This window comes from Burkholderia cepacia ATCC 25416, from assembly GCF_001411495.1.
Lineage (GTDB): Bacteria > Pseudomonadota > Gammaproteobacteria > Burkholderiales > Burkholderiaceae > Burkholderia > Burkholderia cepacia.
The window spans coordinates 696,620-722,501 of the sequence record NZ_CP012981.1 but is presented as its reverse complement, the minus strand read 5'-3'; the positions used below and the strand labels follow the sequence as shown (position 1 = coordinate 722,501).

26 protein-coding genes are annotated in these 25,882 nt (G+C 68.9%); 11 read left to right on the top strand and 15 right to left on the bottom strand.

Translation table 11 applies throughout. The features are described 5' to 3' along the window. Positions 1 to 73 precede the first annotated feature (73 nt). Entirely contained in the window at positions 74 to 415 is a 342-nt protein-coding gene (locus APZ15_RS03310; protein ID WP_021163507.1) for a hypothetical protein, read from the bottom strand. 352 nt (positions 416 to 767) lie between these two features. Between APZ15_RS03310 and APZ15_RS03305 the strand changes: the two genes are divergently transcribed. Next, a complete protein-coding gene (locus tag APZ15_RS03305; protein WP_027788879.1) occupies positions 768 to 1,541 on the top strand; it encodes a phytanoyl-CoA dioxygenase family protein in 774 nt (257 codons plus the stop codon). Between the two features lie 149 nt (positions 1,542 to 1,690). On the opposite strand, the gene APZ15_RS03300 is transcribed toward APZ15_RS03305, so the two are convergent. Further along, positions 1,691 to 1,897: a DUF3185 family protein gene (locus APZ15_RS03300; RefSeq protein ID WP_021163509.1), complete on the bottom strand. Its 207-nt coding sequence runs from the start codon at positions 1,895 to 1,897 to the stop codon at positions 1,691 to 1,693. Positions 1,898 to 2,090: 193 nt separating this feature from the next. Between APZ15_RS03300 and mgrA the strand changes: the two genes are divergently transcribed. Continuing rightward, positions 2,091 to 3,134: an L-glyceraldehyde 3-phosphate reductase gene (gene mgrA / locus APZ15_RS03295; RefSeq protein ID WP_027788880.1), complete on the top strand. Its 1,044-nt coding sequence runs from the start codon at positions 2,091 to 2,093 to the stop codon at positions 3,132 to 3,134. Between the two features lie 110 nt (positions 3,135 to 3,244). On the opposite strand, the gene APZ15_RS03290 is transcribed toward mgrA, so the two are convergent. Continuing rightward, the gene (locus tag APZ15_RS03290) at positions 3,245 to 3,430 is read right to left on the bottom strand and encodes a hypothetical protein (protein WP_011353526.1); all 186 of its coding nucleotides are present in this window, start codon (positions 3,428 to 3,430) and stop codon (positions 3,245 to 3,247) included. A 407-nt stretch (positions 3,431 to 3,837) separates the two neighbouring features. Further along, positions 3,838 to 4,719, bottom strand: a complete 882-nt coding sequence (locus APZ15_RS03285) for a DMT family transporter (protein ID WP_027788881.1) — start codon at positions 4,717 to 4,719, stop codon at positions 3,838 to 3,840. Between the two features lie 840 nt (positions 4,720 to 5,559). Between APZ15_RS03285 and APZ15_RS03280 the strand changes: the two genes are divergently transcribed. Together APZ15_RS03280 and APZ15_RS03275 are read left to right on the top strand one after the other, a co-directional pair. Further along, complete coding sequence (locus APZ15_RS03280) at positions 5,560 to 5,772, top strand: hypothetical protein (protein WP_004198969.1); 213 nt, start codon at positions 5,560 to 5,562, stop codon at positions 5,770 to 5,772. Positions 5,773 to 5,831: 59 nt separating this feature from the next. Continuing rightward, positions 5,832 to 6,854: a serine/threonine protein kinase gene (locus APZ15_RS03275; protein WP_027788882.1), complete on the top strand. Its 1,023-nt coding sequence runs from the start codon at positions 5,832 to 5,834 to the stop codon at positions 6,852 to 6,854. Positions 6,855 to 6,935: 81 nt separating this feature from the next. Here the strand turns inward: APZ15_RS03275 and APZ15_RS03270 are convergent, their stop codons facing one another. Together APZ15_RS03270 and APZ15_RS40675 are read right to left on the bottom strand one after the other, a co-directional pair. Further along, positions 6,936 to 8,378: a coniferyl aldehyde dehydrogenase gene (locus APZ15_RS03270; protein WP_027788883.1), complete on the bottom strand. Its 1,443-nt coding sequence runs from the start codon at positions 8,376 to 8,378 to the stop codon at positions 6,936 to 6,938. 39 nt (positions 8,379 to 8,417) lie between these two features. After that, positions 8,418 to 8,882 carry a hypothetical protein gene (locus tag APZ15_RS40675; RefSeq protein WP_155253132.1) on the bottom strand — a complete coding sequence of 155 codons (465 nt, stop codon included), beginning with the start codon at positions 8,880 to 8,882 and terminating at the stop codon, positions 8,418 to 8,420. Positions 8,883 to 9,103: 221 nt separating this feature from the next. Here APZ15_RS40675 and APZ15_RS03265 point away from each other — a divergent pair, with 221 nt between their 5' ends. Beyond that, on the top strand, positions 9,104 to 10,744 hold the full coding sequence (locus APZ15_RS03265) for a GMC family oxidoreductase (RefSeq protein ID WP_027788884.1): 1,641 nt from the start codon (positions 9,104 to 9,106) through the stop codon (positions 10,742 to 10,744). Positions 10,745 to 10,771: 27 nt separating this feature from the next. Here the strand turns inward: APZ15_RS03265 and APZ15_RS03260 are convergent, their stop codons facing one another. From APZ15_RS03260 to fliF, 6 genes are read right to left on the bottom strand one after another with little or no spacing between them, the layout of a single operon-like run. Then, a complete protein-coding gene (locus APZ15_RS03260) occupies positions 10,772 to 12,118 on the bottom strand; it encodes a flagellar hook-length control protein FliK (RefSeq protein WP_049096925.1) in 1,347 nt (448 codons plus the stop codon). Positions 12,119 to 12,148: 30 nt separating this feature from the next. Beyond that, entirely contained in the window at positions 12,149 to 12,607 is a 459-nt protein-coding gene (fliJ, locus tag APZ15_RS03255; RefSeq protein WP_021163734.1) for a flagellar export protein FliJ, read from the bottom strand. Positions 12,608 to 12,612: 5 nt separating this feature from the next. Further along, entirely contained in the window at positions 12,613 to 14,181 is a 1,569-nt protein-coding gene (gene fliI, locus APZ15_RS03250) for a flagellar protein export ATPase FliI (protein ID WP_027788886.1), read from the bottom strand. After that, entirely contained in the window at positions 14,175 to 14,858 is a 684-nt protein-coding gene (gene fliH / locus APZ15_RS03245; protein WP_049117285.1) for a flagellar assembly protein FliH, read from the bottom strand. Before fliH ends, fliI begins: the two co-directional genes overlap by 7 nt. Then, on the bottom strand, positions 14,851 to 15,846 hold the full coding sequence (gene fliG, locus APZ15_RS03240) for a flagellar motor switch protein FliG (protein ID WP_027788887.1): 996 nt from the start codon (positions 15,844 to 15,846) through the stop codon (positions 14,851 to 14,853). The genes fliH and fliG overlap by 8 nt, the downstream gene beginning before the upstream one ends. Further along, positions 15,836 to 17,599: a flagellar basal-body MS-ring/collar protein FliF gene (gene fliF / locus APZ15_RS03235; RefSeq protein ID WP_027788888.1), complete on the bottom strand. Its 1,764-nt coding sequence runs from the start codon at positions 17,597 to 17,599 to the stop codon at positions 15,836 to 15,838. The genes fliG and fliF overlap by 11 nt, the downstream gene beginning before the upstream one ends. A 249-nt stretch (positions 17,600 to 17,848) precedes the next feature. Between fliF and fliE the strand changes: the two genes are divergently transcribed. From fliE to APZ15_RS03205, 6 genes are all read left to right on the top strand, one after another. Beyond that, on the top strand, positions 17,849 to 18,193 hold the full coding sequence (gene fliE / locus APZ15_RS03230; RefSeq protein WP_021164033.1) for a flagellar hook-basal body complex protein FliE: 345 nt from the start codon (positions 17,849 to 17,851) through the stop codon (positions 18,191 to 18,193). A 225-nt stretch (positions 18,194 to 18,418) separates the two neighbouring features. Then, a complete protein-coding gene (gene fliS / locus APZ15_RS03225; protein ID WP_021164034.1) occupies positions 18,419 to 18,853 on the top strand; it encodes a flagellar export chaperone FliS in 435 nt (144 codons plus the stop codon). After that, complete coding sequence (locus APZ15_RS03220; protein WP_027788889.1) at positions 18,850 to 19,182, top strand: flagellar protein FliT; 333 nt, start codon at positions 18,850 to 18,852, stop codon at positions 19,180 to 19,182. The genes fliS and APZ15_RS03220 overlap by 4 nt, the downstream gene beginning before the upstream one ends. Positions 19,183 to 19,327: 145 nt before the next feature. Continuing rightward, complete coding sequence (gene fliK / locus APZ15_RS03215; protein ID WP_027788890.1) at positions 19,328 to 20,680, top strand: flagellar hook-length control protein FliK; 1,353 nt, start codon at positions 19,328 to 19,330, stop codon at positions 20,678 to 20,680. After that, complete coding sequence (locus tag APZ15_RS03210; protein ID WP_021157023.1) at positions 20,677 to 20,994, top strand: EscU/YscU/HrcU family type III secretion system export apparatus switch protein; 318 nt, start codon at positions 20,677 to 20,679, stop codon at positions 20,992 to 20,994. Before fliK ends, APZ15_RS03210 begins: the two co-directional genes overlap by 4 nt. Positions 20,995 to 21,263: 269 nt before the next feature. Next, positions 21,264 to 21,998: a PepSY-associated TM helix domain-containing protein gene (locus APZ15_RS03205; RefSeq protein WP_027788891.1), complete on the top strand. Its 735-nt coding sequence runs from the start codon at positions 21,264 to 21,266 to the stop codon at positions 21,996 to 21,998. Positions 21,999 to 22,104: 106 nt separating this feature from the next. Here APZ15_RS03205 and APZ15_RS03200 read toward each other — a convergent pair whose 3' ends face one another. The 3 genes from APZ15_RS03200 to APZ15_RS03190 all read right to left on the bottom strand — a co-directional run bounded on the left by APZ15_RS03200 (position 22,105) and on the right by APZ15_RS03190 (position 25,797). Then, positions 22,105 to 23,130 (bottom strand): XdhC family protein, encoded by a 1,026-nt coding sequence (locus APZ15_RS03200; protein ID WP_027788892.1) that lies wholly within the window; start codon positions 23,128 to 23,130, stop codon positions 22,105 to 22,107. A 210-nt stretch (positions 23,131 to 23,340) separates the two neighbouring features. Next, positions 23,341 to 23,844, bottom strand: coding sequence for a hypothetical protein (locus APZ15_RS03195; RefSeq protein ID WP_027788893.1), 504 nt, complete (start codon positions 23,842 to 23,844; stop codon positions 23,341 to 23,343). A 546-nt stretch (positions 23,845 to 24,390) separates the two neighbouring features. Beyond that, entirely contained in the window at positions 24,391 to 25,797 is a 1,407-nt protein-coding gene (locus APZ15_RS03190; RefSeq protein ID WP_027788894.1) for an amino acid permease, read from the bottom strand. Positions 25,798 to 25,882 lie beyond the last annotated feature (85 nt).

The window sequence follows — 25,882 nt, the reverse complement described above, 5'->3', positions numbered from 1 at the left end:
GCAATCGGACAAACAGGCAACCGGACAAACGGCGCGACGGCGATCGTCGCGCGCGGTGCCCGCCGGCGTGCGCTCAGCGCGCGCCGAACCCGAACCAGCCGTTGCTGGCCGCGAGGCGGCGCGGACGGTTGACGCGGCGTTGCGGCCCGAGCGTGCGGCGCAGCGCGAGCGCGCGCAGCGACGACGGTTTCTGCAGCAGCGAGCGCAGGCCGGCACGGCGCGAGAAGGCCTGTGCACTCATCATCGAGAAAAATGCGTGGAACCACGCACGGATACCATCCAGCCGGCTGTGGGCGGGCGTGCGCTCGGCCAGCGCCTGCGTGCGTGCGCGGTGATGGCGCAGCGAGCGGGCAGGAGCGGTCGGCACGACGCGCTTCGCAGCGCGGCTGAGACGGGAAGTCAGACGGAATGGCATGTGAACGATGCTTCGCTTGTATGGATGGCGCCCTGGAGAGCGCACTGGTATGAACGGCCTCGGATGACGCAACGGATCTTACTGAAACTCGCTGCGCGCCGCGCCCGCCAGAATTGACAGGCCGCGACAGGCTACAGGGGATTCATGACGGGCAAAAGTCGCGATAAACCCTTGTGCCGCAAGGCGTGTGCCGCATACCGCCTGTCGGTGAGGCAGGTGCCGCGACGAACAGTTCCCTTGAGCCGGATCAAATCCGCGATTGGCATGCCCCTGCGCATGACAATGGTGCTGTTCGCGGCATCCGGCGCCGATTTACAATCGTCACATTCACACAATAAACGTCTGGCATCCCATGTCGTCTCCATTGCAGTCGGAATCGATCCGCGCGCAAGTCGCGGAATTGCGCGAGCGCGGCTTTGTCGTCGCGCGTGGCCTCGTCGGCGAAGCGCAGTGCGCGGCGCTCAGGCAGATCGCGGAGCGCCAGTTGCGGGAGGCGGCCGAGCCGATCGAGTTCGAGGCGGATCTGCGCTACCCGGGCGCGCCCGAGTCCAAGCATGCGCCGGGCGGGCATACGGTGCGGCGGCTGCTCGATGCGTATTCACGCGATCCGGCGTTCGCCGAGCGCGCGATCGCACCCGAAATCGGTGCGTGGATGCGCGAGTATTTCGGCGAAGAACCCGTGCTGTCGCGCGCGCATCACAACTGCATGATGACGAAGCATCCCGCGTACGGCAGCCTGACCGGCTGGCATCGCGATTTCCGCTACTGGTCGTTCGAGCGCCCGGACATGGTGTCGGTGTGGCTTGCGCTCGGGCCGGAAACGAACGAGAACGGCGCACTGTGGCTCGTGCCGGGGTCGCATACGGCCGAATTCGGGCCTGAAGCGTTCGACGATGCGAAGTTCTTCCGCAGCGACCTGCCGGCGAACCGGAAGATGATCGATGCGGCCACGTGCCCGTCGCTGCAGACGGGCGACGTGGTGTTCTTCCACAGCAATACGCTGCATTCGGCCGGACAGAACCGTTCCGACCAGGTGAAGTTCTCGCTCGTGTACACCTATCACGGCGCGAGCAACCGGCCGCTGCCCGGCACGCGCTCGGCGTCGAAGCCGGAAGTGCAGTTCTAGGTTCGGACCGGACGGGCGGTGACACCACCGCGGTCACGCGATGCGGTGCATCGCCGGCGGATGAAGCAACGGGCGGCCTGGCCGCCCGTTTCGCTTGGCGCGGCGCGGTCGCACGACGCGGGTCGCGTGTGCATCGCGCGGCTGCGCGATCAGCGCTTGTTGCCCGGCATCGCGAGGCCGATCAGGCCGATGAACGATGCGACGGCGCCGCCCGCGATCAGCAGGATCGTCTTCGTCGCGGGCGAACCGGTGAAGAAGCGCGACACGTTGTCGTTGATCGAATGGAACGACTGGCCGCCGAAATACAGCAGCACGACGCCGCCGACGAGCAGTGCAACCGAGATGACCCGGGACATACCAACCTCGCTGAAACGGTGATTCGAGACGCCGCAGTGTAGGCGACGGCCGCGGCCGCGTCCATCGCCGTGCCGCCGTGCGCGATCCGGCCGCTTTCGCTACCATAGTCGTCGTATGACTCCTTCGCCGCCGTCGCGCCATCGGCGCGGCCGGCGCGCGTCCCTTCCTCCGATGTCCTGACGGAACAGACTCATGGCCTACGAAGCAGCTTCCGAACGTTATGCCGACATGCAATACCGCACCTGTGGCAAATCCGGGCTCAAACTGCCCGCGCTGTCGCTCGGCCTGTGGCACAACTTCGGCGACTCGACGCCGATCTCGACGCAGCGCGAAATCCTGCGTACCGCGTTCGACCTCGGCATCAACCACTTCGATCTCGCGAACAACTACGGGCCGCCGTACGGCAGTGCCGAAACCAACTTCGGCCGGCTGCTGAAGGAGGATTTCCGGCCGTATCGCGACGAGTTGCTGATCTCGACGAAGGCCGGCTGGGACATGTGGCCGGGGCCGTACGGCAGCGGCGGCGGGTCGCGCAAGTACGTGCTCGCGAGCCTCGACCAGAGCCTGCAGCGGATGGGGCTCGACTACGTCGACATCTTCTATTCGCACCGCTTCGACGCGCACACGCCGCTCGAGGAAACGGCGGGCGCGCTCGCGTCGGCCGTGCAGCAGGGCAAGGCGCTTTATATCGGCATTTCGTCGTATTCGGCGGCGAAGACGCGCGAGATGGCCGAGCTGCTCGCGCAGTACAAGGTGCCGCTGTTGATCCATCAGCCGTCGTACAACCTGCTGAACCGCTGGGTCGAAACCGAGCTGCTCGGCACGCTCGACGAGATCGGCACGGGCAGCATCGCGTTCACGCCGCTCGCGCAGGGGTTGCTCACGTCGAAGTACCTGAACGGCGTGCCGGCCGACGCGCGCGTGAACAAGCCGGGCGGCGGCTCGCTGAAGCAGGATCATCTGAGCGCGGACAACCTCGAGCATGTGCGCAAGCTCAACGTGATCGCCGAGCGGCGCGGGCAGAGCCTTGCGCAGATGGCGCTCGCATGGGTGCTGCGCAACGGCCGCGTGACGTCCGCGCTGATCGGCGCGAGCCGTGCGGAGCAGGTGCGTGAAAACGTCGGTGCGCTGAAGCACCTCGAATTCTCGGCGGAGGAACTCGCGGAGATCGACCGTTACGCGACGGAAGGCGGCATCAATCTGTGGGAAAAGCCGTCCACCGATCAGGCGATCTGACCGGCGGTCGATACGGCATGCGAAATATCGCGTGTCGTATCAATGGCTCGCGTGCGGCCTGTCGCATCGCTGCGGTGCAGCGATGCACGGCACGCACGGGTGGTGCGCCGCTAGATCAGCGCAGGCAGGCCTTCGACGAGCAATACCGCGACGCCGACGCCGAGGATGACGCCCAGCACGCGTAGCAGGTTGTGGCGGAACTCGGTTGCGCACGGCACCGCGCCGAGAAATAGCGCTCCGGCCAGCGCCATCGGAATCAACAGGATGAAGTCGCCGATCGTGAAGTAGGTTGTCATGCGTGTCTCCAGTGTCGGCCGGAGTTAGCGCTTTAGCGCTTACTCCGGCCCCATCCCTGTGGGATCTCGGCCGGAGTCGGTACTTCAGCGCTTACTCCGGCCCCATCCCTGTGGGATCTCGGCCGGAGTCGGCACTTCAGCGTTTGCTCCGGCTCCATGCCGGGTGTTTCTAGTGTTGGTCGCGACCCGATTGCGAGCGGGCCGGTCAATTCGAGTATAGGCAACCGGCAGCGCTTTTCGCTATCCGAACCATTAAAAATCAGCGGAATGCCCGGCGTATCACGCATTTTTCCCGCAAGTCAGACGAACGCCTTGCGCACATCTTTCTCGTGCCTTTCGATTTCTGCCGATTCGTCGCATGTGTCCGGTGTGTGCCGCCGCACCCGCAGGCGCGGCGGCACACCCGCTCATGCGCGGTCGGGCCGCACGCGGGCGGCCGGCGCGCGGAATACGAGCGCAAGCCCCGCGATGATCGCGCCCATGCCGGCGAGCGCGAGCGGCTCGGGCCGGTTGCCGAGCCACACGGCATCCATCAGCGTGGTGACGACGGGCACGAGATAGAACAGGCTCGTCACGTTGACGAGATCGCCGCGCTGCATCAACCGGTAGAACAGCAGTTGCGCGATCACCGAGATCACGATGCCGAGCCACAGCAGCGGGATCACGAACGCCCAGCTCATGTCGAACGACACCGGCCGGAACGGCACGATCGCCACGCACAGCGCGAGGCCGATCGCATTCTGCAACGGCAGCACGTCGGCAGGCGCCGCCCGTACGCGCTTTTGCAGCAGCGAGCCGGCGGTCAGCGCGACGAGCGCGGTGAGCGCGCACGCGATGCCCGCGAGCGACAGGCCGCCGTCGCCCACGCCGCGGCACACGACGAGCGCGAGGCCGGCGAGCGACAGCGCGAGTCCCGCGATGCGCATGGGCTGCCAGCGTCGCTCGACGAGCGCGAGCGTGAGGATCGGCTGCACGCCGAGGATCGTGGCGAGCACACCCGGCGCGATCCCGCGTTCGAGCGCGAGCAGGTAGAAGATCGAATAGCCGCCCATCATCAGCAAGCCGGTCAACGCGGCCATGCGCCGTTCGCCGCGCGGCGGCAGCCAGCGTTTGCGCACGAAGGCGAGCCCGAGCAGCACGAGCGATGCAAGGGCGAAACGTGCGGTGAGAAAGACGAACGCGGATGCGTGACGCAGACCGAGTTCGGCGAAGATCGCGCCGCTGCTCCACAGCAGCACGAAGAGCGACGTCGCGCCATGCGCGGCGAGCGCGCGTTTGAACGAAACCATGTGAATCCACCTGTCGAACGGATCGGAACGTTCCATTCGCGCGCGCAGCAGCGAGCCGTGCGTCACGACGCACGAATGCAAGCCTGCGGGCGAATGGAAGACGAAACGGAAGCCGGCTGGTCAGCCGGCGCGTGCCGCCGGAGGGGGCGGCGCGGCGCCGACGAGCGGCGGTGCGACAGGAGGAGGAAGAACCGACGGATGCGCACACGCCTGCGGCCGCGAGTCGAACTGCGGCCGGGATTTTGCAAGGGCGGACGTGAGCGGATGCATCGGATCGGAATGCGCTGGAACGCGAATGAAGCATCAAAGGTACCGCAAGGCCGACATCGGACGCAACCACTGTCGGTGGCATTGCATGACGCAGCGCGGCGTGCGGTGAAGCACGCGGTGATGCGGGCGGCGAAGTGGGCGGCGAAGCGGGCGGTGTGCGCGCAACCGTCGTCGTGCCGGTTGCGTTCGAGGTACGGGGAAGGCGATGACGGTGCGGCGTCGTTCGGCCACGGCGGTCGCGCGAAATTTCCCGGTGATGCGGCACCGGGCCCGCGATGCGCGTGCGGCATGCGTCGCGGGCGCGTCGCGGTGCCGACGCGGATTCGGCGGGCAGTCACATTCGACAGGGTATGATGGGGGTAACCGGGCGGGCAAGCGCCTGTCCGGCGCAGTGGTTGATTGGAGACATTCGACGAATTCGCGGCACTTCGCCTGCTTCTTCTTCTTTTCGCGCTTCGATAAACCGTGAACAATGGGATTACGCGCAACGCTCCGACGAGAGCGCGCGGATCGTGCATTTGCCGGCTCGCCATCGAGCCGGGTTTCAAGAGTCAAGAGTGGGGAACCATCATGCATGTCGGGTCGATTGTCTGCACTACCCATATCGCTGTGCCGAAGGGCGCACGCGGCATCGTCCAGCGCATCCTGGGCGACATGGCCATGGTGACCTGGTACGCGGGCGTACCGGGCGAGTCGAAGGAACTCAACACCGAGCCGTTCTTTCTCGAGGACCTGATCGACACCGGCGAATCCGTGCTGCCGGCCGGCGCGGCGCTTCACTGAGCGCATAACGCCGCACCGGGCGCTCGTCTTTCGGCCCGGCTGGCGGCACAATGCGGGGCATGAAAGACGTCACTTCCGCTCCCGCTTCTCCCGCCGGCCCGCCGTTCGCCGGACTCACGCCCGAGTGCGTGCTCGACGCGCTCGACAGCGTGCTGATGCCGGCCGGCCTGCGCACCGACGGGCGCCTGCTCGCGCTCAACAGCTACGAAAACCGCGTATATCAGGTGGGCATCGAAGACGGCCCGCCGGTCGTCGCGAAGTTCTACCGTCCGGCCCGCTGGTCGGACGAAGCGATCCTCGAAGAGCATGCGTTCGTCGCCGAGCTCGCCGCGCGCGAGATTCCGGCGGTGCCCGCGCGCACATTCGACGGCCGCACGCTGCACGCGTTCGACGGTTTCCGCTTCTCGATCTTCGAGCGGCGCGGCGGACGCGCGCCTGACCTCGACCGCAGCGACACGCTCGAATGGCTCGGCCGCTTCATCGGCCGGATCCATGCGGTCGGCGCGACGCAGCCGTATGCCGCGCGTCCCGTGCTCGATATCAGTACGTTCGGCTACGAGCCGCGCGACTACCTGCTCGCGCACGATTTCATTCCGGACGATGTGCGGCCCGCGTATGAGACCGCCGTGACGCTCGCGCTCGAAGGCGTCGAGGCCGCGTTCGAGCGGGCGGGCGAGATCCGCCTGCTGCGCACGCACGGCGACTGTCATCCGAGCAACGTGCTGTGGACCGATGCCGGCCCGCACTTCGTCGACTTCGACGACAGCCGGATGGCGCCCGCGATCCAGGATCTGTGGCTGTTGTTGCCGGGCGATCGCGAAGGCGCGTCGCGTGCGCTCGCGGACCTGCTGGCCGGCTACGAGGATTTCTGCGAATTCGAGCCGCGCGAGTTGCGTCTCGTCGAAGCGCTGCGCACGCTGCGGCTGATCCACTACGCGGCATGGCTCGCGCGACGCTGGGACGATCCCGCCTTCCCCGCCGCGTTCCCGTGGTTCAACACGCACCGCTACTGGGAAGCACGCGTGCTCGAGTTGCGCGAGCAGATCGGCGCGATGCAGGAAGGGCCGCTCTGGCCCGTATGACGGCGCGCGCGGCACCGGCGCCGCGCGGCCTGCCGGTGCGGGCCGCGGCGCGATGCGCGCGGCCCGTTCGATCCCTTCCGTTCAGAACTTCAGCATCAGCTTGATCAGCGCGGCGAAGCGCTTGCCGTACGGCGGCGCGAGCAGGTTGCGCGTGTTCAGGCGCGCCTGCGTGAGTACCGGCTTCATCTTCGAGAACGTCACGAAGCCGTCGTAGCCGTGATATGCGCCCATGCCGCTCGCACCGACACCGCCGAACGGCAGGCTGCCGCACGCGATGTGCATCAGCGTTTCGTTGATCGACACGCCGCCCGAGACCGTTTCGCGCATCACGCGGTCGATCGTGCCGCCGTCCTCGTCGAACAGGTAGAGCGCAAGCGGACGCGGGCGCGCATTCACGTATGCGATCGCTTCGTCGAGCCGCTCGTACGGCACGAGCGGCAGCAGCGGCCCGAAGATCTCCTCCTGCATCAGCTGCGACGCGGCCGGCACCTGCGTGACCGCGCACGGCACGAAGCGGCGCGATGCAGGATCGGATTGCGCGTCGGACAGCGGATGCAGCTGCGCGCCGGCCGCCTGCGCGTCGCTGGCGAGCTGCTGCAGCCGGGCGTAGTGGCGCGGCGACACGATCGTCGTGTAGTCGCCGTTGGTCGACAGGTCGGGGTACATCTTCGCGAACCGTGCCCGCGCGCGCTCGATGAACGCGGCCTCCATCCCGCGCGGCAGCAGCACGTAGTCGGGCGCGATGCAGGTCTGGCCCGCGTTCAGCGTCTTGCCCGCGACGATCGCGTCGACGGCCGCATCGAAGCGCGCGTTCGGCCCGACGATGGCCGGCGACTTGCCGCCGAGTTCGAGCGTGACGGGCGTGAGGTTGTCGGCGGCCGCGCGCATCACGTGGCGGCCGACGTGCGTCGAGCCGGTGAACAGCAGGTGATCGAACGGCAGCCCGCTGAACGCGGCGCCCACTTCCGCATCGCCGTTCACGACCGCGACGTGGTCGCGCGTGAAGGTCTTCGCAATGAGCTGCTCGAACAGCGCCGACGTGCGCGGCGTCAGTTCGGACATCTTGATGATCGCGCGGTTGCCGGCTGCGAGCGCGCAGATCAGCGGGCCGGCCGCGAGCAGCACCGGGTAGTTCCACGGTACGACGATGCCGACCACGCCGAGGGGCTGCGGAATCACCTTCGCGCGCGCCGGGCGCAGCCACTTGTTCATCGGCTTGCGGATCGGTTTCATCCAGCGCTTGCCGTGCTTGAGCGCGTCGTCGATCTCTTCCTTCGCCATCCAGATTTCCGACAGCAGCACTTCCTGCTTCGCGCGATGACCGAAATCGGCGCTGATCGCTTCGGCGAGTGCGTCCGCGTGGTCGATCAGCATCGTGCGCAGCGCGCGCAAGTGCTGCACGCGCGTTTCCCAAGCCGGGTACGGTGCGCGCAGGTAGGCCGCGCGCTGGTCGCGCAGCAGCGACGTCAGTGCATCGACCGACGGCAGTGCTTGCGGGGCCAGTTCGAGCAGGTCGTTCTTCATGTCGTCTCCTCCAGTTGGGCCTGGCTGGTCGGCCGGCCGTCACGCCGCATGCGCACGCTCGGCGAGCGCGGCGACGCGGATCGGGGTGGTGCGTGTCGCGCGGCGCGGGGCCGGATGCGACGTGTGCTCGAAAACCGGTTCAAGCGTGCAGCAGGCGTCGCATCCGCGCGACGGTGTGTGCATCCAGAAACCGTGTTGCGGCGCGTGGGCAGGCAGTGCGATGCAACCGTTGCCGGGCGCGCGACGCCACGGCGCGACTGCCCGCCTGCGCACCGAAGCGGGGTGGCGCGACGGGGCCGTCAAACCATGCCGCGGCGCATCGTGCCGCCGTGGCGACAAACCGTCCAAACGGTCGGCGACGACGCGTGCCGTTCGATTTCGATCGACTGCGCGCATGACGCGGGGCACCTCCGCGCGGGCAGCCGTTTGAAATGAAATGCGGGCTGCGCGCATCGCATCCGGACAACCCGGTCGGCACGCGGCCTGCAGAACCTGGCGCTGCATCGTCGTCTCTCCCGTTTCGCGACGGATCGGCTTCTCGTGGCCGGCGCGTCGCGCAAAGCGAATCGATACATCTTAAATTTAGTTCACGCGAGCGTTTAGAGGAATCGCTCTTGAATCCGCGCGCCGCGCGCATGGTGGCGATTCCTACAATGCCCGAACACTACAAGGACGCGGTCGCGCGGCGGTGCCGGGCGCCTTCCATGAGACGACGGAGACGTGACATGCAATACGACTACATCATCGTCGGCGGCGGGTCGGGCGGGTCGAGCCTGGCAGGCCGTCTCGCCGATGCCTGCCCCGATGCGACGATCGCGCTGATCGAGGCCGGTTCGCATACGGAACGCAACCTGCTGGTCAACATGCCGGTCGGCATCGCGGCGCTGGTACCGTTCAAGCTCGGCACGAACTACGGCTACGAGACGGTGCCGCAGCCGGGCCTCGGCGGGCGGCGCGGCTACCAGCCGCGCGGGCGCGGGATGGGCGGCTCGAGCGCGATCAACGCGATGATCTACACGCGCGGCCACCCGGGCGACTACGACGAATGGGCGCAGCTCGGCGCGACGGGCTGGGGCTGGCAGGACGTGCTGCCGTATTTCCGGCGCGCGGAAGGCAACGAACGCGGCGCCGATGCGTGGCACGGCGCGGACGGCCCGCTGTCGGTGTCGGATCTGCGCTTTCGCAATCCGTTCTCCGAACGATTCATCCAGGCCGCGCATGCGGCCGGCTATCCGCTGAACGACGACTTCAACGGCGCGACGCAGGAAGGCGTCGGCTTCTATCAGGTCACGCACCGCGACGGCTCGCGCTGCAGCGTCGCGCGTGCGTACATCTACGGCCGCAACCGGCCGAACCTGCACGTGATCACCGATGCGACGGTGCTGCGCGTCACGTTCGACGGCAAGCGCGCGGCCGGCGTCGCGGTCGCGCGCAACGGGCGCGTCGAGACGCTCGACGCGCGCGCGGAAGTGATCCTGTCGGCCGGCGCGTTCAATTCGCCGCAACTGCTGATGTGCTCGGGAATCGGCCCGGCCGAGCAACTGCGCCGGCACGGGATCGCCGTCGTGCAGGATGCGCCGGACGTCGGCACGAACCTGATCGACCATATCGACTTCATCATCAACACGCGCGTGAATTCGTCGGAACTGGTCGGCGTGTGCCTGCGCGGGATCGCGAAGATGACGCCCGCGCTCGCGCGCTATTTCTCGAGCCGCACCGGGATGATGACGAGCAACGTCGCGGAGGCCGGCGGCTTCATCAAGAGCGATCCGTCGCTCGAGCGTCCCGACCTGCAGCTGCATTTCTGCACGGCGCTCGTGGACGACCACAACCGCAAGATGCACTGGGGCTTCGGCTATTCGCTGCACGTGTGCGCGCTGCGGCCGTTCAGCCGCGGCACGGTGACGCTCGCGACCGGCGATGCGCGTGACGCACCGCTGATCGATCCACGCTTCTTCAGCGATTCGCGCGATCTCGACCTGCTCGTGCGGGGCACGCAGGCGATGCGCAGGATCCTGTCGCAGGCGCCGCTCGCGTCGCAGGGCGGGCGCGAGCTGTACACGCGGGCGGACCAGAGCGAAGCGGAGCTGCGCAAGACGATCGTCGAGCATGCCGACACGATCTACCACCCGGTCGGCACCTGCCGGATGGGGTCGGACGCGCACGCGGTCGTCGATCCGCAACTGCGCGTGCGCGGCGTCGAAGGATTGCGCGTGGTGGATGCGTCGGTGATGCCGACGCTGGTCGGCGGGAACACGAATGCGCCGTCGGTGATGATCGGCGAACGCGCGGCGGACTTCATCGTCGCGGCGCGCAAGGGCGGCGTGTCGCGCGGCGAGGCGGCTGCCGCGGTGCACGGCCGCTGAACGGCGCGCGCACGCGGGCAGTCATGCTCAGGCAAACGTATCGACGAGGCCGGCGCGGCTCACGCTCGCGGCGACCGGTGCGGATTGCGCAGCGTCGACCGGTGCATCGACGGCTGACGATCCGCCGCTCCCGCGCCGCGACGACTGCCCGCCGGCGAAGGACGATTGCGGGTTCTGCTGCTGCGAAGCGAAGCCGCCGTCGCTGACGGTCGCGCTGCCCAGGCCGAGCCCGCCCGATTCCATCGCTTCGCGCAGCTTCGGCAGCGCGGCTTCGACCGCGTCGCGCACCTGCGCGTGCTGCGACACGAACAGCGCGTGCGCGTGATTGTCCGCGACGCGCAGCACGACCTGCAGCGGCCCGAGATCGGGCGGGTTGAGGGTCAGCTCGGCGCTCTGCTGGTGCGCATTCGACAGGAACACGACCTTCTGGCTCAGCGCGTCCGTCCAGTCCGGGGTGCCGACGTGCGGGGCGAGCACGTGCGCGTTCGCCGCGGCGATCGCTCCCGCGGCCGGCGACAACTGCAGGTTCGCCTGTGTCGCGGCGGCCGCAGTTGCGCCGGCCGCGAGCGTCGCGCTGGCGGCCGGATCCGTCGCGTCGCCGGCTGCCGCGAGCGCGTGCTGCTCGCCCGACTGCGCATTCGCGTTGGCCTGCAGCGCCTGCGCGGTGGCCTGCGTCGGCGTTTGCTGGGGCGCGAGCGCCCCCTTCGCGTCGGCGAGGGTGCGGTCGAAGGTCGGGACCTTCGGTGTCAGCGGTGCGGTGGCGCCGGTCGATGCGGTCGATGCCGGTGCCGACGCGGTCGCGCCGGCCGCGGGTATCGCGATCGCGCCCGAGCCGCCCGTCAGCCTGTCGAGCGCGGTCTGCAGCGCATCGCGGCCCGACGCGGGCGCGGCCGGCTGGGCGGCCGCGGCGGCGTCCGTGGCCGCGTGATCCGCCAGCGTGGCCGTGGCATCGGGCTGGCCGGACACGGCCGCCTTTTGCGCAGCGGCGGCGGCAGCAGCCGGATCGACCGGCGCCGCGTTGTCCATGCGCGCCTGCAGTTGCGCCTGCACGGCCGCGGCGGCCGCGAGCGCAGCGGCGTCGGGGTTGGCGGCGGCGTTCGTGGTCGTATCGTCGGTCGCGTCGTCGTCATCGGTCGCGGACGGCTTCGTGCCGGCGGCCGGCTTCGACGAAGCCTGTCTCGTCGAAGCATCCGGCGCGCCGGCATTCGACGAATCGCGACGCGTGACGACGCTTTGCTTCAGCGTCTGCGCGAACGGCACGGCGGTCGCGGCATCGTTGCCGGCAGCGGCGCCGGACGAACCCGAGCCGCGGGCGGCCTGGAGTGCGGTGCCGGCGGTGTCGAGCAGCGCGCCGAGCAGGGGCAGGGGAGGCATGACGTTCTCTCGTTCGAATGCGGTGGTCGGTTACGACGAACGGGCCGCGTCGGCCCGCATGCGCAGGATCTTCGCGGCGTGTTCGTCGGCATCGCGCTGCTCGCGCCGGGCTTCGCGCTTCGCTTCCTGCGCGACGCCGCGCGCCTGCAGGATTTCATAGGAGCCGACGGTGCGTTTCTTCTGTTGCCAGTTCGGGCGTGCTTCGTCGATGCGGACTTCGGCCGCGGCCAGCACGCTGCGCTGCTGCGCGATCGCGGCGTCGAGCGTGTCGATGAACGCCTGGAAATTGCGCCAGTTGCCGGCCGGCATCCCGTGCTGGGCGGATTGCGAGAAGCGCGCGTGGTATTCGTCGCGGTAGCGCAGCAGCGCGTCGAGCTGCTCGGCGGCCGCGGTGCGGTCGCGCTGCGCGGTGCCGAGCTGCTTCGCGGCCGAGTCGAGGTCGTCCTGCGCGCGGTCGAGCAGCAACTGAAGGGGAAAGCCGTGAGCCATCGGGATCAGCCTCCGTAAGCGTCGAACAGTGCATCGAGCCCGGCGAGGCTCGACGCGAACGGCGCGCATTCGCGAAAGCCCTGCTGCAGGAACGCCTCGATGCGCGGATAGAGCGCGATCGCGCGGTCGAGCTGCGCGTCGCGGCCGGGCGCGTACGCGCCGACCGCGATCAGGTCGCGATTGCGCTGGTAGCGCGACAGCATCTGCTTGAACTGCCGGACGTGGTCGAGATGCGTTTCGTCGATCAGCGCGGTCATCGCGCGGCTGATCGACGCCTCGATGTCGATCGCCGGATAGTGGCCGGCTTCGGCAAGCGCACGCGACAGCACGACGTGGCCGTCGAGGATCGCGCGCGCCGAATCGGCGATCGGGTCCTGCTGGTCGTCGCCTTCGGTCAGCACCGTGTAGAACGCGGTGATCGAGCCGCCGCCCTCCGGCCCGTTGCCGGTGCGCTCGACGAGCGCCGGCAGCTTCGCGAATACCGACGGCGGGTAACCCTTGGTCGCGGGTGGCTCGCCGATCGCGAGCGCGATCTCGCGCTGCGCCATCGCGTAGCGCGTCAGCGAATCCATCAGCAGCAGCACGTGCTTGCCCTGGTCGCGGAAATACTCGGCGAGCGACGTCGCATAGGCCGCGCCCTGCATCCGCAGCAGCGGCGATACGTCGGCCGGCGCCGCGACGACGACCGAGCGTGCGAGCCCGTCCTCGCCGAGGATCTGTTCGATGAACTCCTTCACTTCGCGGCCGCGTTCGCCGATCAGCCCGATCACGATCACTTCCGCGCTCGTGTAGCGCGCCATCGTGCCGAGCAGCACCGACTTGCCGACGCCGGAGCCGGCGAACAGGCCCATCCGCTGGCCGCGGCCGACGGTGAGCAGCGCGTTGATCGCACGCACGCCGACGTCGAGCACGTGGTGGATCGGTTCGCGCTCGAGCGGGTTGATCGACGGCGCCGACAGCGGCGCGTCGACCTTCGACGCGAGCGGGCCGAGGCCGTCGAGCGGGCGGCCCGACGCGTCGACGACGCGCCCGAGCATCTCCCAGCCGACCGGCAGACGCTTCGCGCCCGCGAGCGGATCGGCCACCGGCGCGGTTTCGCGAGGCCAGACGCGCGCACCGGGCAGCACGCCGGCGACGTCGGTGGTCGGCATCAGGAACAGGCGGTCGCCGGCGAAGCCGACGACTTCCGCTTCCGCGTGCGGCAGCGTGCTGCCGGGCGGGAGTTCGATCGTGCATTCGGCGCCGACCGACAGGCGCAGCCCGATCGCCTCGAGCACGAGGCCGGCCGCGCGCGTCAGGCGTCCGCACGGGCGCAGCGGCAGCGCGCGGTGGCTGCGCGCGGCGAGGCCGTTCAGGTGCGTGCGCCAGTGCGCGAGATGCGGGTTGTGCGGCGCGCGCGGCGCGTGCCCGGCGGGCGGCGTGGCGCCGGAGGCGTCGGCCGCTGCGGCGGCGCCGTGCGGGTGTGCGTCATGCGTGTCGTGTGCGGCGTCGGGGCCGAACGACGCGAGCGCGAGCTCGCGTTCGAGCGGCGTCAGGCCGTCGTGCGCGAGCGCTTCGGGCGGCCGCGTCACCACGTGCTCACCTTGCCGATCGCGGCGGCGACGCGCTGCCAGCGCGTGGGCAGCGTCGCGTCGACCTCGCCGGTCGCGGCGTGCGCGCGGCAGCCGCCGCGCTCGATCGACGCGTCGGTGCGCACGTTCCAGCCGAGCGTATCGAGATCGTCCTGCAGATAGGCTTCGACGACGGGCAGGTCGGCCGGATTCACCGCGAGATGTGGCGCGCCGGACAGCGCGGGTTCGGCCGCGAGCACGTCGCGCACGGCCGCGACGAGCGCGGCGGGGTCGTGCTTCACGTGCTGGCGCACGACCTGTTGCGCGATGTCGAGCGCGAGCTGCGCGATGTCGGCGGCCAGATCGTGCTCGACGCTCGACACGGCCTCGCGGAACGACGCGGCGAGCGCCGCGAGCTGCGCGGCCTGTTCGCGCGCGTCGGCCTGGCCGGCTTCGAACCCCTGTGCGCGGCCCTGCTCGAAACCGGCCTGGTAGCCGAGCGCCTGGCCTTCGACATGGCCGGCCGCATGGCCTTCGGCGTGCGCGGCGTCGCGCACGCGCTGCAGGTCCTCGGCGAGCGCGGCGGCGGCCGCTGCCGCGTCGTCGGGCGGCGGCGGGGGCGGCGGCGGGTCGAACGACGCCATCTCCCACCGCTGGTAGGCGGTGAGGGTGCCCGCGCGATCGCTCGCCGAATCAGACATACGCGTCTTCCGCCTTGCCGCCGATCGCGATCGCGCCGCTCTCGGCCAGGTTGCGCACGATCTGCAGGATGCGGCGCTGCTGCGTCTCGACTTCGGACACGCGTACCGGGCCGCGCGCGTCGAGATCCTCGGCGAGCAGTTCGGCCGCGCGCTGCGACATGTTCGCGAGGAACTTCTGGCGCAGCGCGGGCGGCGCGCCCTTCAGCGCGATGATCAGCGTTTCCGACTCGACTTCCTTGAGCACCATCTGGATCGCGCGGTCCTCGAGGTCGAGCAGGTTCTCGAACACGAACATCTGGTCGACGATCTTCTGCGCGAGATCCGCGTCGTACTGGCGCACGCTTTCGAGCACGCCTTCCTCATGCACGCTCGTCATGAAGTTCAGGATCTCGGCCGCGGTGCGGATGCCGCCCATCGGGCTGCGCTTCAGGTTGTCGCTGCCGGACAGCAGGCCCGTCAGCACGTCGTCGAGTTCGCGCAGCGCGGCCGGCTGGATGCCGTCGAGCGTCGCGATCCGCAGCATCACGTCGTTACGCAGGCGTTCGGTGAAGCACGACGCGATCTCGGATGCCTGGTCGCGGTCGAGGTGCACGAGGATCGTCGCGATGATCTGCGGATGCTCGTTCTTGATCAGTTCGGCCACCGCGCCCGAGTCCATCCACTTCAGGCCCTCGATGCCGCTCGTGTCGCTGCCTTGCAGGATGCGGTCGATCAGCACGCCGGCCTTGTCCTCGCCGAGCGCCTTGGTCAGCACCGAGCGGATGTAGTCGCTCGAATCGAGCGACAGCGCGGTGTGCTGCTCCGCTTCCTTCGCGAATTCCTGCAGCACGTCCTCGACCTGCTCGCGCGTGACGTTCTTCAGCGCGGCCATCGCGGCGCCGATCTTCTGGACCTCGCGCGGCGCGAGGAACTTGAATACCTGCGCGGCCTCTTCCTCGCCGATCGACATCAGCAGCAGCGCGCTCTTGGTCAAGCCTTCAGCGTTCATCGGACACCCAGTTCTTCACGACGGTGGCGACGATCTTCGGATCCTGGCGGGCGATCGAGCGCGCGTAGTCGAGGTTGCGTTCGTAACGGTTCTTTTCGCTTTCGAAACCGAGCAGCAGCGCGTCGGGTTCTTCGGCCTTCTCCGGCGCCGGCAGGCCGTCGAGCGCGACCGGATCTTCCGGCGCGGCGAGCGCCGGCGCGACCGGCTCGGGCGGCGGGAACGCGCGGCGCATCGCCGGGCGCACGAACATGAAGTAGAGCGCCGCCGCAGCCGCCGCGATGCCGAGCCACTTCGCGGCTTCCTTCGCCATCGCGATCATGTCGGGCTGGCGCCACCACGGCAGGTCGGCGTACGGGTCGCTCGCGGTCGAGAACGCGCTGTTCACGACGTTCACCGAGTCGCCGCGCTTCGCGTCGTAGCCCATCGCGTCCTTCACGAGCTGCTCGACCTGCGCGAGCTTCGCCGGCGGCAGCGGCTGCATCGTCACGTGGCCCTTCGCGTCGGCGACCGGCTGATAGTTGACGACGACCGCGACCGACAGCCGCTTCACGCTGCCCATCGGCTGCTCGAGGTGACGGATCGTCTTGTCGAGCTCGTAGTTGGTCGTCTGGTCCTTGCGGTCGCTCACGGGCGTCGTCTGCGGCGCGTTCTGGCCGTTGCCGGCGACGATCGGCGCGGACGCCGGCTGCGGCGGCGTGTTCGACAACGCGCCCGGCACGCCCGACGCGCCGCCCTGCGCGAGCTCGGTCGCGCTGCTGGTCTGCTGGCTGCGGATCGCGGATTGCTGCGGATTGCCGTTCGGGCCGTAGCTTTCCGACGTCTGCTCGACCTTCGAGAAATCGAGGTCCGCGCTGACCTGCGAGCGCGCGTTGCCCGTGCCGAAGATCGGCGCGAGGATCGCGTCGATGCGCTTCTGCGTGTTGTGCTCGACCTGCTGCACGTACTTGAGCTGGCTCGCGTCGAGGCCGGATGCCGAGGCGGTCTGGGTCAGCAGGTTGCCGTCCTGGTCGACGATCGTCACGTTCTTCGCGGGCATGTCGGGCACGCCGGACGACACCATCCGCGTGATCGCCTGCACCTGGCCCTCGTCGAGCACGCGGCCCGGATAGAGGTCGACGAACACCGATGCGCTCGGCGCTTCCTTGTCGCGCACGAACACCGACGGCTTCGGGATCGCGAGATGCACGCGCGCGCCGCGCACGGCGTTGATCGATTCGATGGTGCGCTGCAGCTCGCCTTCGAGCGCGCGCTGGTAGTTGATCTGCTCGGCGAACTGGCTGATGCCGAACTTCTGGTTGTCCATCAGCTCGAAGCCGACCGAGCCGCCCTTCGGCAGCCCCATCGCGGCGAGCTTCAGGCGCGTTTCATGTACCTGGTTCGACGGCACGAGGATCGCGCCGCCGGCATCGGCGAACTTGTAGGGAACGTTTGCCTGCTGGAGCGCGGCGATGATCGCGCCGCCGTCGCGATCCGACAGGTTGCTGTACAGCACGCGATAGTCGGGCGCGCGGCTCCACAGCACGAGCGCGGTGATCACGGCGACCGCGAACGCGACGGCGATCAGGAACGGCAGCTTCGGGTTGCCCTTCATCCGCGAGATGCCGGGAATGCGTTCCGCGAAGCCGCCAAGCCCGAAGTCCGCGCCTGCGCCACCCGCGCCCGGCAACGCGGCGGCCGCGGCGGCGCCGGGCGCCGGGCTGGCGATGCCCGCGCGGGCGTCTGGGTTGATCAGCGAGTTGGCCTGCGAATCCATGCGTCGAGTTTCTCCGGAGCGGGACGACTGAGCTCGCTCGGGCGAGCGGGCGGACAATGACACGATGCGATTATCGTGACCCGGGCCCTGTTCCGATCGACTGAAAAGAGCGGGGTTTCCCCCGTACTTTCTCGGCTTTGACGCGCGGCGCGCTGCTATCCTTTTTCGCGATCCGGCATGGTGCGCGTGGTGCGGCGCCGGCGGAAACGCCCGGTGCGCCGGGTCTCTTCTCTCGGTTTTGGGGACAGCATGACTGCGAACGTCAGCGGAATCGGTTCGGTGTTGCAACAGATGCAGTCGATGGCCGCGCAGGCGTCCGGCGGCGTCGCGAGCCCGACGGCAGCGCTGGCCGGTTCGGGCGCGGCGACGGCCGGCACGTTCGCGAGCGCGATGAAGGCGTCGCTCGACAAGATCAGCGGCGACCAGCAGCACGCGCTCGGCGAGGCGCAGGCGTTCGAGGTCGGTGCGCCGAACGTCTCGCTGAACGACGTGATGGTCGACATGCAGAAAGCCAACATCGGCTTCCAGTTCGGGCTCCAGGTCCGCAACAAGCTGGTGAGCGCTTACAACGACATCATGCAGATGTCGGTGTGATGCGCGCGGCACCCGGGGACGGGTACCCGGAGACGGGCACCCGTGAGCGGCCATCCGGCGAAAGTCGTTCAGGGAAGGCCTCCGGGCCGGCGCCTTCGGCGCCCCGGCGGCAGGCGGCGCTTGCCTAAAGCTTTTCAAATCCCTTCCGATAACTCCGGTGAAGGCCGCGTCGTGCGATGCACGGCGGCGGTTCCCGTATAGCCAAGGCATAACAAGGAGAAGCGCATGTTTTCCCCAGGACACGCTGGAGCCAGTGCATACGCGCGTGTCGGCGTCGAGACGGGGGTGATGGGCGCCTCCCCGCACCGTTTGATCGCGATGCTGTACCAGGGCGCGCGGCAGGCGGTTGCGCTGGCGCGCATGCATTTGCAGCAGGGCAATGTGTCCGCGCGCGGCGATGCGATCGGCAAGGCGATCCGGATCGTCGAGAGCGGGTTGAAGGCGTCGCTGAACCGCGACGCGGGCGGCGAGATCGCGGAGCGGCTGGACGCGCTGTATGCGTATATCGGCCGGCGTCTGCTGGAAGCGAACGCGCAGGCGAGCGACGCGATGCTGGTCGAGGTCGACGGGCTGCTCGCGACGCTCGAGGAAGCATGGACGGGGATCGCCCCGGAAGTCGCGCGGATGGCCGCGCAACAGGCAGTGGAAGCATCGAGATGAATCGCAAGGCCGAATACTTCGCACGTTACGAGGCGCTCGCCGCCGTGTCGGGCCGGATGCTGGGCGCCGCCCGCAGCGCCGACTGGAGCGCGTTGCCGGGGTTGCAGGCCGAATTCATGGCACTCGTCGACGGGCTGAAGGAAGCCGATCCGGGCGTCGTGCTCGACGAATCGGATCTCGGCCGCAAGCTCGAACTGATCCGCCGCATCCTGGCCGACGACGCCGCGATCCGCGACCTCGCGAGCCCGGACGTCGCGCGGCTGTCCGCGCTGTTCGAGGCGCGGCGCTCGACCAAGGTATTGACCGATCTCTACCGCGCGCGCGGGTAGGGCCCGTTTCCCGGGAAACGGGGAGGCGGAGGGGCGGGCACGGGGCGCACGAGCCCGTTGCGGGAGGCGCGCAGTTCCCGCGAGCGGCACCGGCGTGCCGTTCCCGGATTCGCAACGATGTGGCTGAGGTGAGCAGGCTCCGATCATGACCGGTATCGACTCCGTTGCGGCCGCGCTGCTGGCGAGCCGCCTCGACAGCCTGCTGACCGGCACCGTATCGGCGCCCGCCGGCGGCGGCGCGACCTCGCAGGTCGGCACGCCGGGCACCGGCACGGCGTCCACGCCCTCTGCCGGCAGTCCGCCTGCCGCGCCGCCGGCCTCTACCCAGACCGCACTGTCCGATGTCGGGCGCGTGCTCGACGCGATCTCGCGGGCCGGTGGCGACTCGACGCCGGCCATTGCCGGGCGCGTGCCGCTGCTGGCCGATCCCACCGTGCTGCTGACCGATACGGCCTTGCCGGCCCGCGCGCCGGCCGCTTCCGATCCGGCTGCGTCTTCCACACCGGCCTCCGCCGCGGCATCTTCCGCTGCTGCGGCGGCACACGAAGCGGCCGCAGCCCTGCCGGTCGCGGCGCTGCGCGCAGCGCTCGCGCAGGCCGTGAGCGAAAGCGGCCTTTTCTACGAATCCCATCTGGCGCAGTGGCTGGCCGGCCAGCGCCCGCTCGCGGCGTTGATGCGCGAGCCGCAGGCGCGCCTTGCGGCCGCGCTCGCGCCGGTCGACCCGGATGCCGCGCAGCACGACTCGACCGACGTGCTAGACGAACTGCTCGCGCAGCGGCCGCCGCTGCCCGCGACCGCGCGGGCGACGGCGCAGCCGGGTACACCGGCCCAGGGTGGCGCACCGACACGCGATCCTGCGCAAGGCTTGCCGGCGGGCGCGCGGCACGGCGCGTCGCTGCCGCCCGATACGTTCGATCTGCTCGGCGAACGCCCTGATGTGCGCGGGACGCCCGCGCAACCGGCCACCGCGTCGTCCGACTCCCAGGCGCAGACGCTGGCGACCGTGCATCCGGCCACCGTGCCGCTCGTCAGGCAGCAGCTCGACGCGCTCGCGACCGACCAGTTCCGCTGGACGGGCGAGGCGTGGCCCGGCGCGCGGCTCGACTGGACGATCGAGCCGGACGATCCGGGCAGCCGCTCGCCGCGCGGCGACGACGGCCCGGGCGACGGCATCGCATGGCGCACGCGCCTGACGCTGACGTTGCCGTCGCTCGGCACGGTCGACGCGGAGCTGGTGCTGAACGGCACGCAACTGGTCGCGCGATTGCGCGCGAACCAGACGGGCGCCGACCGCCTCGCGCGGCACGAGGCCGCGCTGCGGCAGCGGCTCGAGGTGTCGGGGCTAAGGGTGGGAGGATTGTCGATCCGCGCGGTCGACGACGGCCCGGACGGCTTCGATCTGTTTGCAGCCCAGGCGGCCGCCGCCGCGTATGCGCGCGGTTCGGCCGGCGGCCCGGCGACGCATGCGCCGGATACCGATGACGAGGCGCTGCCATGAGCATGACGTCCCGCAAGCGCGCGGCCGCGCTCGTCTACGATCCGAAGGGCGGCGATGCGGCGCCGCGCGTGGTCGCGAAGGGCTACGGCGTGCTCGCCGAGATGATCGTCGCGCGTGCGCACGATGCGGGCTTGTACGTGCATACGGCGCCGGAGATGGTGTCGCTGCTGATGCAGGTCGACCTCGACGACCGGATTCCGCCGCAGCTCTACCAGGCGGTCGCGGATCTGCTCGCGTGGCTGTACGCGCTCGACCGCACCGAGCCCGCGCCGGACGACACCACACCGCGCTTTCCGCTGCCGCCTCTGCGCTGAATCGCCCGGCATCGCGCGGCTTCTTACGAAATGCTGTCCTGGTCTTGCAAGGTCATTCGGGCGGCATTTTCCGGTTATCGGCCGGCATCGTGGTGCAACGCGCGCGCTTTTTCCGCCTTCTTGCTCTTGCCGGGCGTGCCGCGACGCACCCGGGTGGATTGAGCCGCCGGTTTGTTTGTGTAATGATATCCATTCTCATTTTCATGCTGCCCGGGCGGCGCGCACGTTTTGCGCGCCGCCCGTTGTTTTGAACGAATGGAACCTCTCGCGTGAACGCGCCCGAAACGATCAATCCGCCCAAGACGGGTACTGCCCGCGCGGGCGTCACCGTGCTGCACCCGGCGGCCCGCCCGCTGAGCGACGACGAACTGGCCGCGCGCCGCCAGCGTTCGCGCCGCGCGACCTTCATCAAGTGGCTGCGCAAGGTGCACGGCTGGGTCGGGTTGTGGGGCGCGGTGCTCGGGCTGCTGTTCGGCGTGACGGGCGTGCTGCTCAACCACCGCGCGCCGCCGCTGAAGATTTCGACGGGCGAGCCGCAGGTCGAGGAGATGCAGATCGCGCTGCCGGATCCGGTGCCGAAGACGCCCGCCGCGATGACGAAGTGGCTGCAGCACGAGCTGAATTTCGACGGCAAGCCGGGGCGCATGCGCAAGGAGGCCGCGCAGCCCGTTGCGTGGGGCGACAAGCGTGTGATGCAGCCGGAGCACTGGCAGTTCGGCCTGTTCGGCCCGCACCAGAACCTGCAGGCCGAATACTGGGTCGGCAACGGCTACGTCTCGGTGAAGCGCACGGGCAACACGTTCCTGACGACGCTGAACAACCTGCATCGCGGCGTCGGGATGAATCTCGGCTGGGTGCTGCTGATGGACACGATCGCGGGCTCGCTGATCCTGCTGTCGCTGACCGGCGTGCTGCTGTGGACCGAGCTGAACAAGCGCCGCACGGTCGGCGTCGTGCTGGTGGTCGGTTCGATCGCCGCGGCGCTTGCCGCCGGCCTGACCTGACCGGCGGGCGCGCCGGCCGGGCGCCGGCGCGTGTGCTGTCGTCAGTTTCGTCGGCTTCGTCGGCTTAGCCCGTCGCGGCCGCATATCCCGCGCGACCGCCCGCCGATCAGAGGCCGCACGCCGCGCCGCTGTTCGCCGCGATCTCCCGCGCGGCCTTCGCGCCCTCGACCTGCAGGATCGTCGGCAGCGACACGTGGTTCTTCGCGGCGGTGATCTCGGCGAGGATCGAGATCGCGATTTCCGGCGGCGTCCGGCTGCCGATGTAGATGCCGGCCGGCCCGTGCAGCCGGGCCAGTTCCGCTTCGCTCAGGTCGAATTCGCGCAGCCGCTCGCGCCGTGCCGCATTGTTGCGCCGCGAGCCGAGCGCGCCCACGTAGAACGCGGGCGTCTTCAGCGCCTCCATCAGCGCGAGATCGTCGAGCTTCGGATCGTGCGTCAGTGCAATCACGGCCGAACGCGCATCGAGGTTCATCTCGAGCACCGTATCGTCGGGCATCGTGTGCACGACGCGCGTGCCCGGCACGTCCCACGCATCGGTATATTCCTCGCGCGGATCGCATACCGTCACCTGGTAGTCGAGCCCGACCGCGATCTGGCACAGATAGCGCGACAACTGGCCGGCGCCGATCACGAGCATCCGGTAGCGCGGCCCGTGGATCGTCACGAGCCGCTCGCCGTCGAACGCGAGCCCGTCGGCGGCCTGCGCGGGTGACAGCGATGCGCGGCCCGTCGCGAGCGTCATCGTGCGCGTGACGAGGCGCCCGGCCTCGACTTCCGCGCACAGCGCGGTTATCCCGCTGTCGCGCGTGAGCGGCTCGAGCACGAGCTGGATCGTGCCGCCGCAAGGCAGCCCGAAGCGATGTGCTTCCTCGGCCGTCACGCCGTACTTGAGCGCTTCCGGGCGCGCGTCGGCCGCGATGCCGCTCGCATGCACGCGGGCGATCAGGTCGTCCTCGATACACCCGCCGGACACCGAGCCGACCACGAGCCCGTCCTCGCGGACCGCGAGCATCGCGCCTTCGGGGCGGGGCGACGAGCCCCAGGTCTTCACGACCGTCACGAGCAGCACGCGGCGCCCTTCTTCGAGCCAGCGCGCGCTGGATTTCAATACATCGAGATCGACGCTTTCCATCATCTTCTTCCTGTTGCCGGGCGCACCCGTCGATGCGGGCCGCCGTTCGATGGCGCGATTATGAACCGGCCGCGACAAGCGTGCAGGGACGGGGGAAGGCGCAAAACGTGGAGGGGGAGGCGCGCAGCGGCGGGGAAGGCGAGCGGGACGGCCCGTGCCGGGCCGTCGGCAGGTTGCCGGGCGGACGCATCCGCCCGGCGGGGCGATGCGTCAGAGCGAGCCCAGGTACTGCGTCAGGTTGCGGATGTTGTTGTCATACGCGCTCGGCGAGCCGAGCTCGACGCCGCCGCTGCGCACGTAATACTCGAACGGCACGGAGCGGGTGCCGAAGAACGGCAGGAAATTGTCCGGCTGCAGCGTCGTGCCGTTCAGGCCGATCGCCCAGTTCCGCGACTTGTACAGCTCGAGCTCGCGGATCGTCGCCTGGACCTGGTTCGTCTCCGACGCGCGAATCGCGGCGATGTGCTGCGTCAGCGTCTCGATGTTCGCCTGGTATGCGCTCGGCTCGCCGACCGAGACGCCACGCGCGCGGACGTAGTAGCTGAACGGCAGGTTGCGTTCGGTGAAGAACGTGAGGAAACCATCCGGCGCGAGCGTATCCCCGTTCAGCCCGATCGCCCAGTTCTTGCTTTGATAATCCCTGAGCCCCGCAATCGTCTGGTTGGTCGCGCTGATTTCGACCTTCGCCGTGACGTTGACCAATGTATTGCTCATGACAGACCTCTCTGGTTCTTGTTGAACTTCGGACAGGTGCAGCGACATGCCTCCCCTCGGAGGCAATTCAATACCAGCGACCGGATTATCCGGTTTTAAATGTTGTTAATTAAAAAGATGCTGAAAATTCGTTCGTGAACACGCAATGAATTTCTGTTTGATGGAAATGCGATTCGATGAAGCCGATTGCATCGCGTTGCGCTCATGCTGCGGCGAATTCCCCGTCTGACGCAGGCTGGTCGGGTGTGTGCGGCCGGCCGACCTGAATACTAGTTTGGCGGATGAAAGAGTTCAATGTCGTTCGCGAGATTATTTTCTTCTATTCATATTCAATTCAATTGAATTACATTTTTCATCGATTAATTTGTCGATCGGAATCGAATATGCCGGTATTCGAAAAACAGCCGATGAAAACGGGAACTGCCGCGCGAATCGTTGCGGGAAACGCAACGCGGCGGCGAGACGGGCGAGGGAGCGGAGAGGAGGGGGCGGGGCCGGATGGCGGCCCCGCGGGTGCGCACCGTGCCGCGTGCGGCACGGCGGCGCTCAGTGCGCGTCGTGGCGACCGTGCGCGAGCTTCGAGTGGTGACGCGAGTACAGGAAGTAGATCACGAGGCCGATCACGAGCCAGATGCCGAACGCGGCCCACGTGACGGGCTGCAGGTTCAGCATCAGGAACAGGCACGATGCGACTGCGAGGATCGGCACGACCGGCACGCCGGGGCAGCGGAACGCGCGCGGCAGGTCGGGGTGCGTGCGGCGCAGCACGAGCACCGCGATCGACACCATCGAGAACGCCGCAAGCGTGCCGATGTTGATCAGCTCGGCGAGCACGTTGAGCGGCACGAGCGCGGCGATCAGCCCGAAGAACAGGCCGACGAGCCAGGTCGTCAGGAACGGCGTCGCGTAGCGCGGGTGCACGCGCGACAGCGTCGCCGGCAGCAGCCCGTCGCGCGACATCGCGAAGATCACGCGCGTCTGGCCGTAGCTCATCACGAGGATCACGGTCAGCATGCCGAGCACGGCGCCGAGATCGATGAAGCCCGCCACCCACGTCTCGCCGGCGACCTGCAGTGCGTACGAGATCGGGTGCGAGATGTTCGCGTACCGGGCCGACGGCACGATGCCGGTCGCGACCGCGGCGACCGTCACGTACAGCACCGCGCACACCGCGAGCGACGCGATGATGCCGATCGGCAAATCGCGTTTCGGATTCTTCACTTCCTCGGCCGCCGACGACACCGCGTCGAAGCCGATGAACGCGAAGAACATCACGGCCGCGGCGCCGAACACGCCGTTCCAGCCGTGCGGCATGAACGGCTTCCAGTTCGCGGGCGTCACATGGAACACGCCGACCGCGATCACGAGCAGCACGACCGACACCTTGATGAACACCATGATGTTGTTGATGCGGGTCGACTCGCGGATGCCGATCGACAGCAGAGTGGTGATCACGATCATCACGAGGAACGCGGGCAGGTTGAACCACGTGACGACACCCGGCACCGCGCCGGGCGCGGCCGTCAGCACGGTGGGCAGCGTCAGCCCGAAGCCCTGCAGCAGCGACTGCAGGTAGCCCGACCAGCCGACCGACACGGCCGACGACGCGAGGCCGTATTCGAGCATCAGGTCCCAGCCGATGATCCACGCGACGAGTTCGCCGAGCGTCGCGTACGAGTACGTGTAGATCGAGCCGGCGACGGGGATCGTCGACGCGAATTCCGCGTACGACAGCGCCGCGAGGCCGCATGCGATCGCGGCGATCACGAACGACAGCATCAGCGCGGGGCCGGCCTGCACGGCGCCGGTACCGGTCAGCACGAAGATGCCGGTGCCGATGATCGCGCCGATGCCGAGGAAGGTGAGGTCGATCGCGCCGAGCGCTTTCTTGAGCCCGGCGGCCTGGGCGCCGGCGATCATGCGATCGACGTTTTTCTTGCGGAAGAGAGACATTGCGGATGAATCGCCGGCGCGCGCGGGCGCGATAGCGCTGACTGAGTGAAAACCCGCAATTTTAGCCGATTTGGCGCGCAAGACT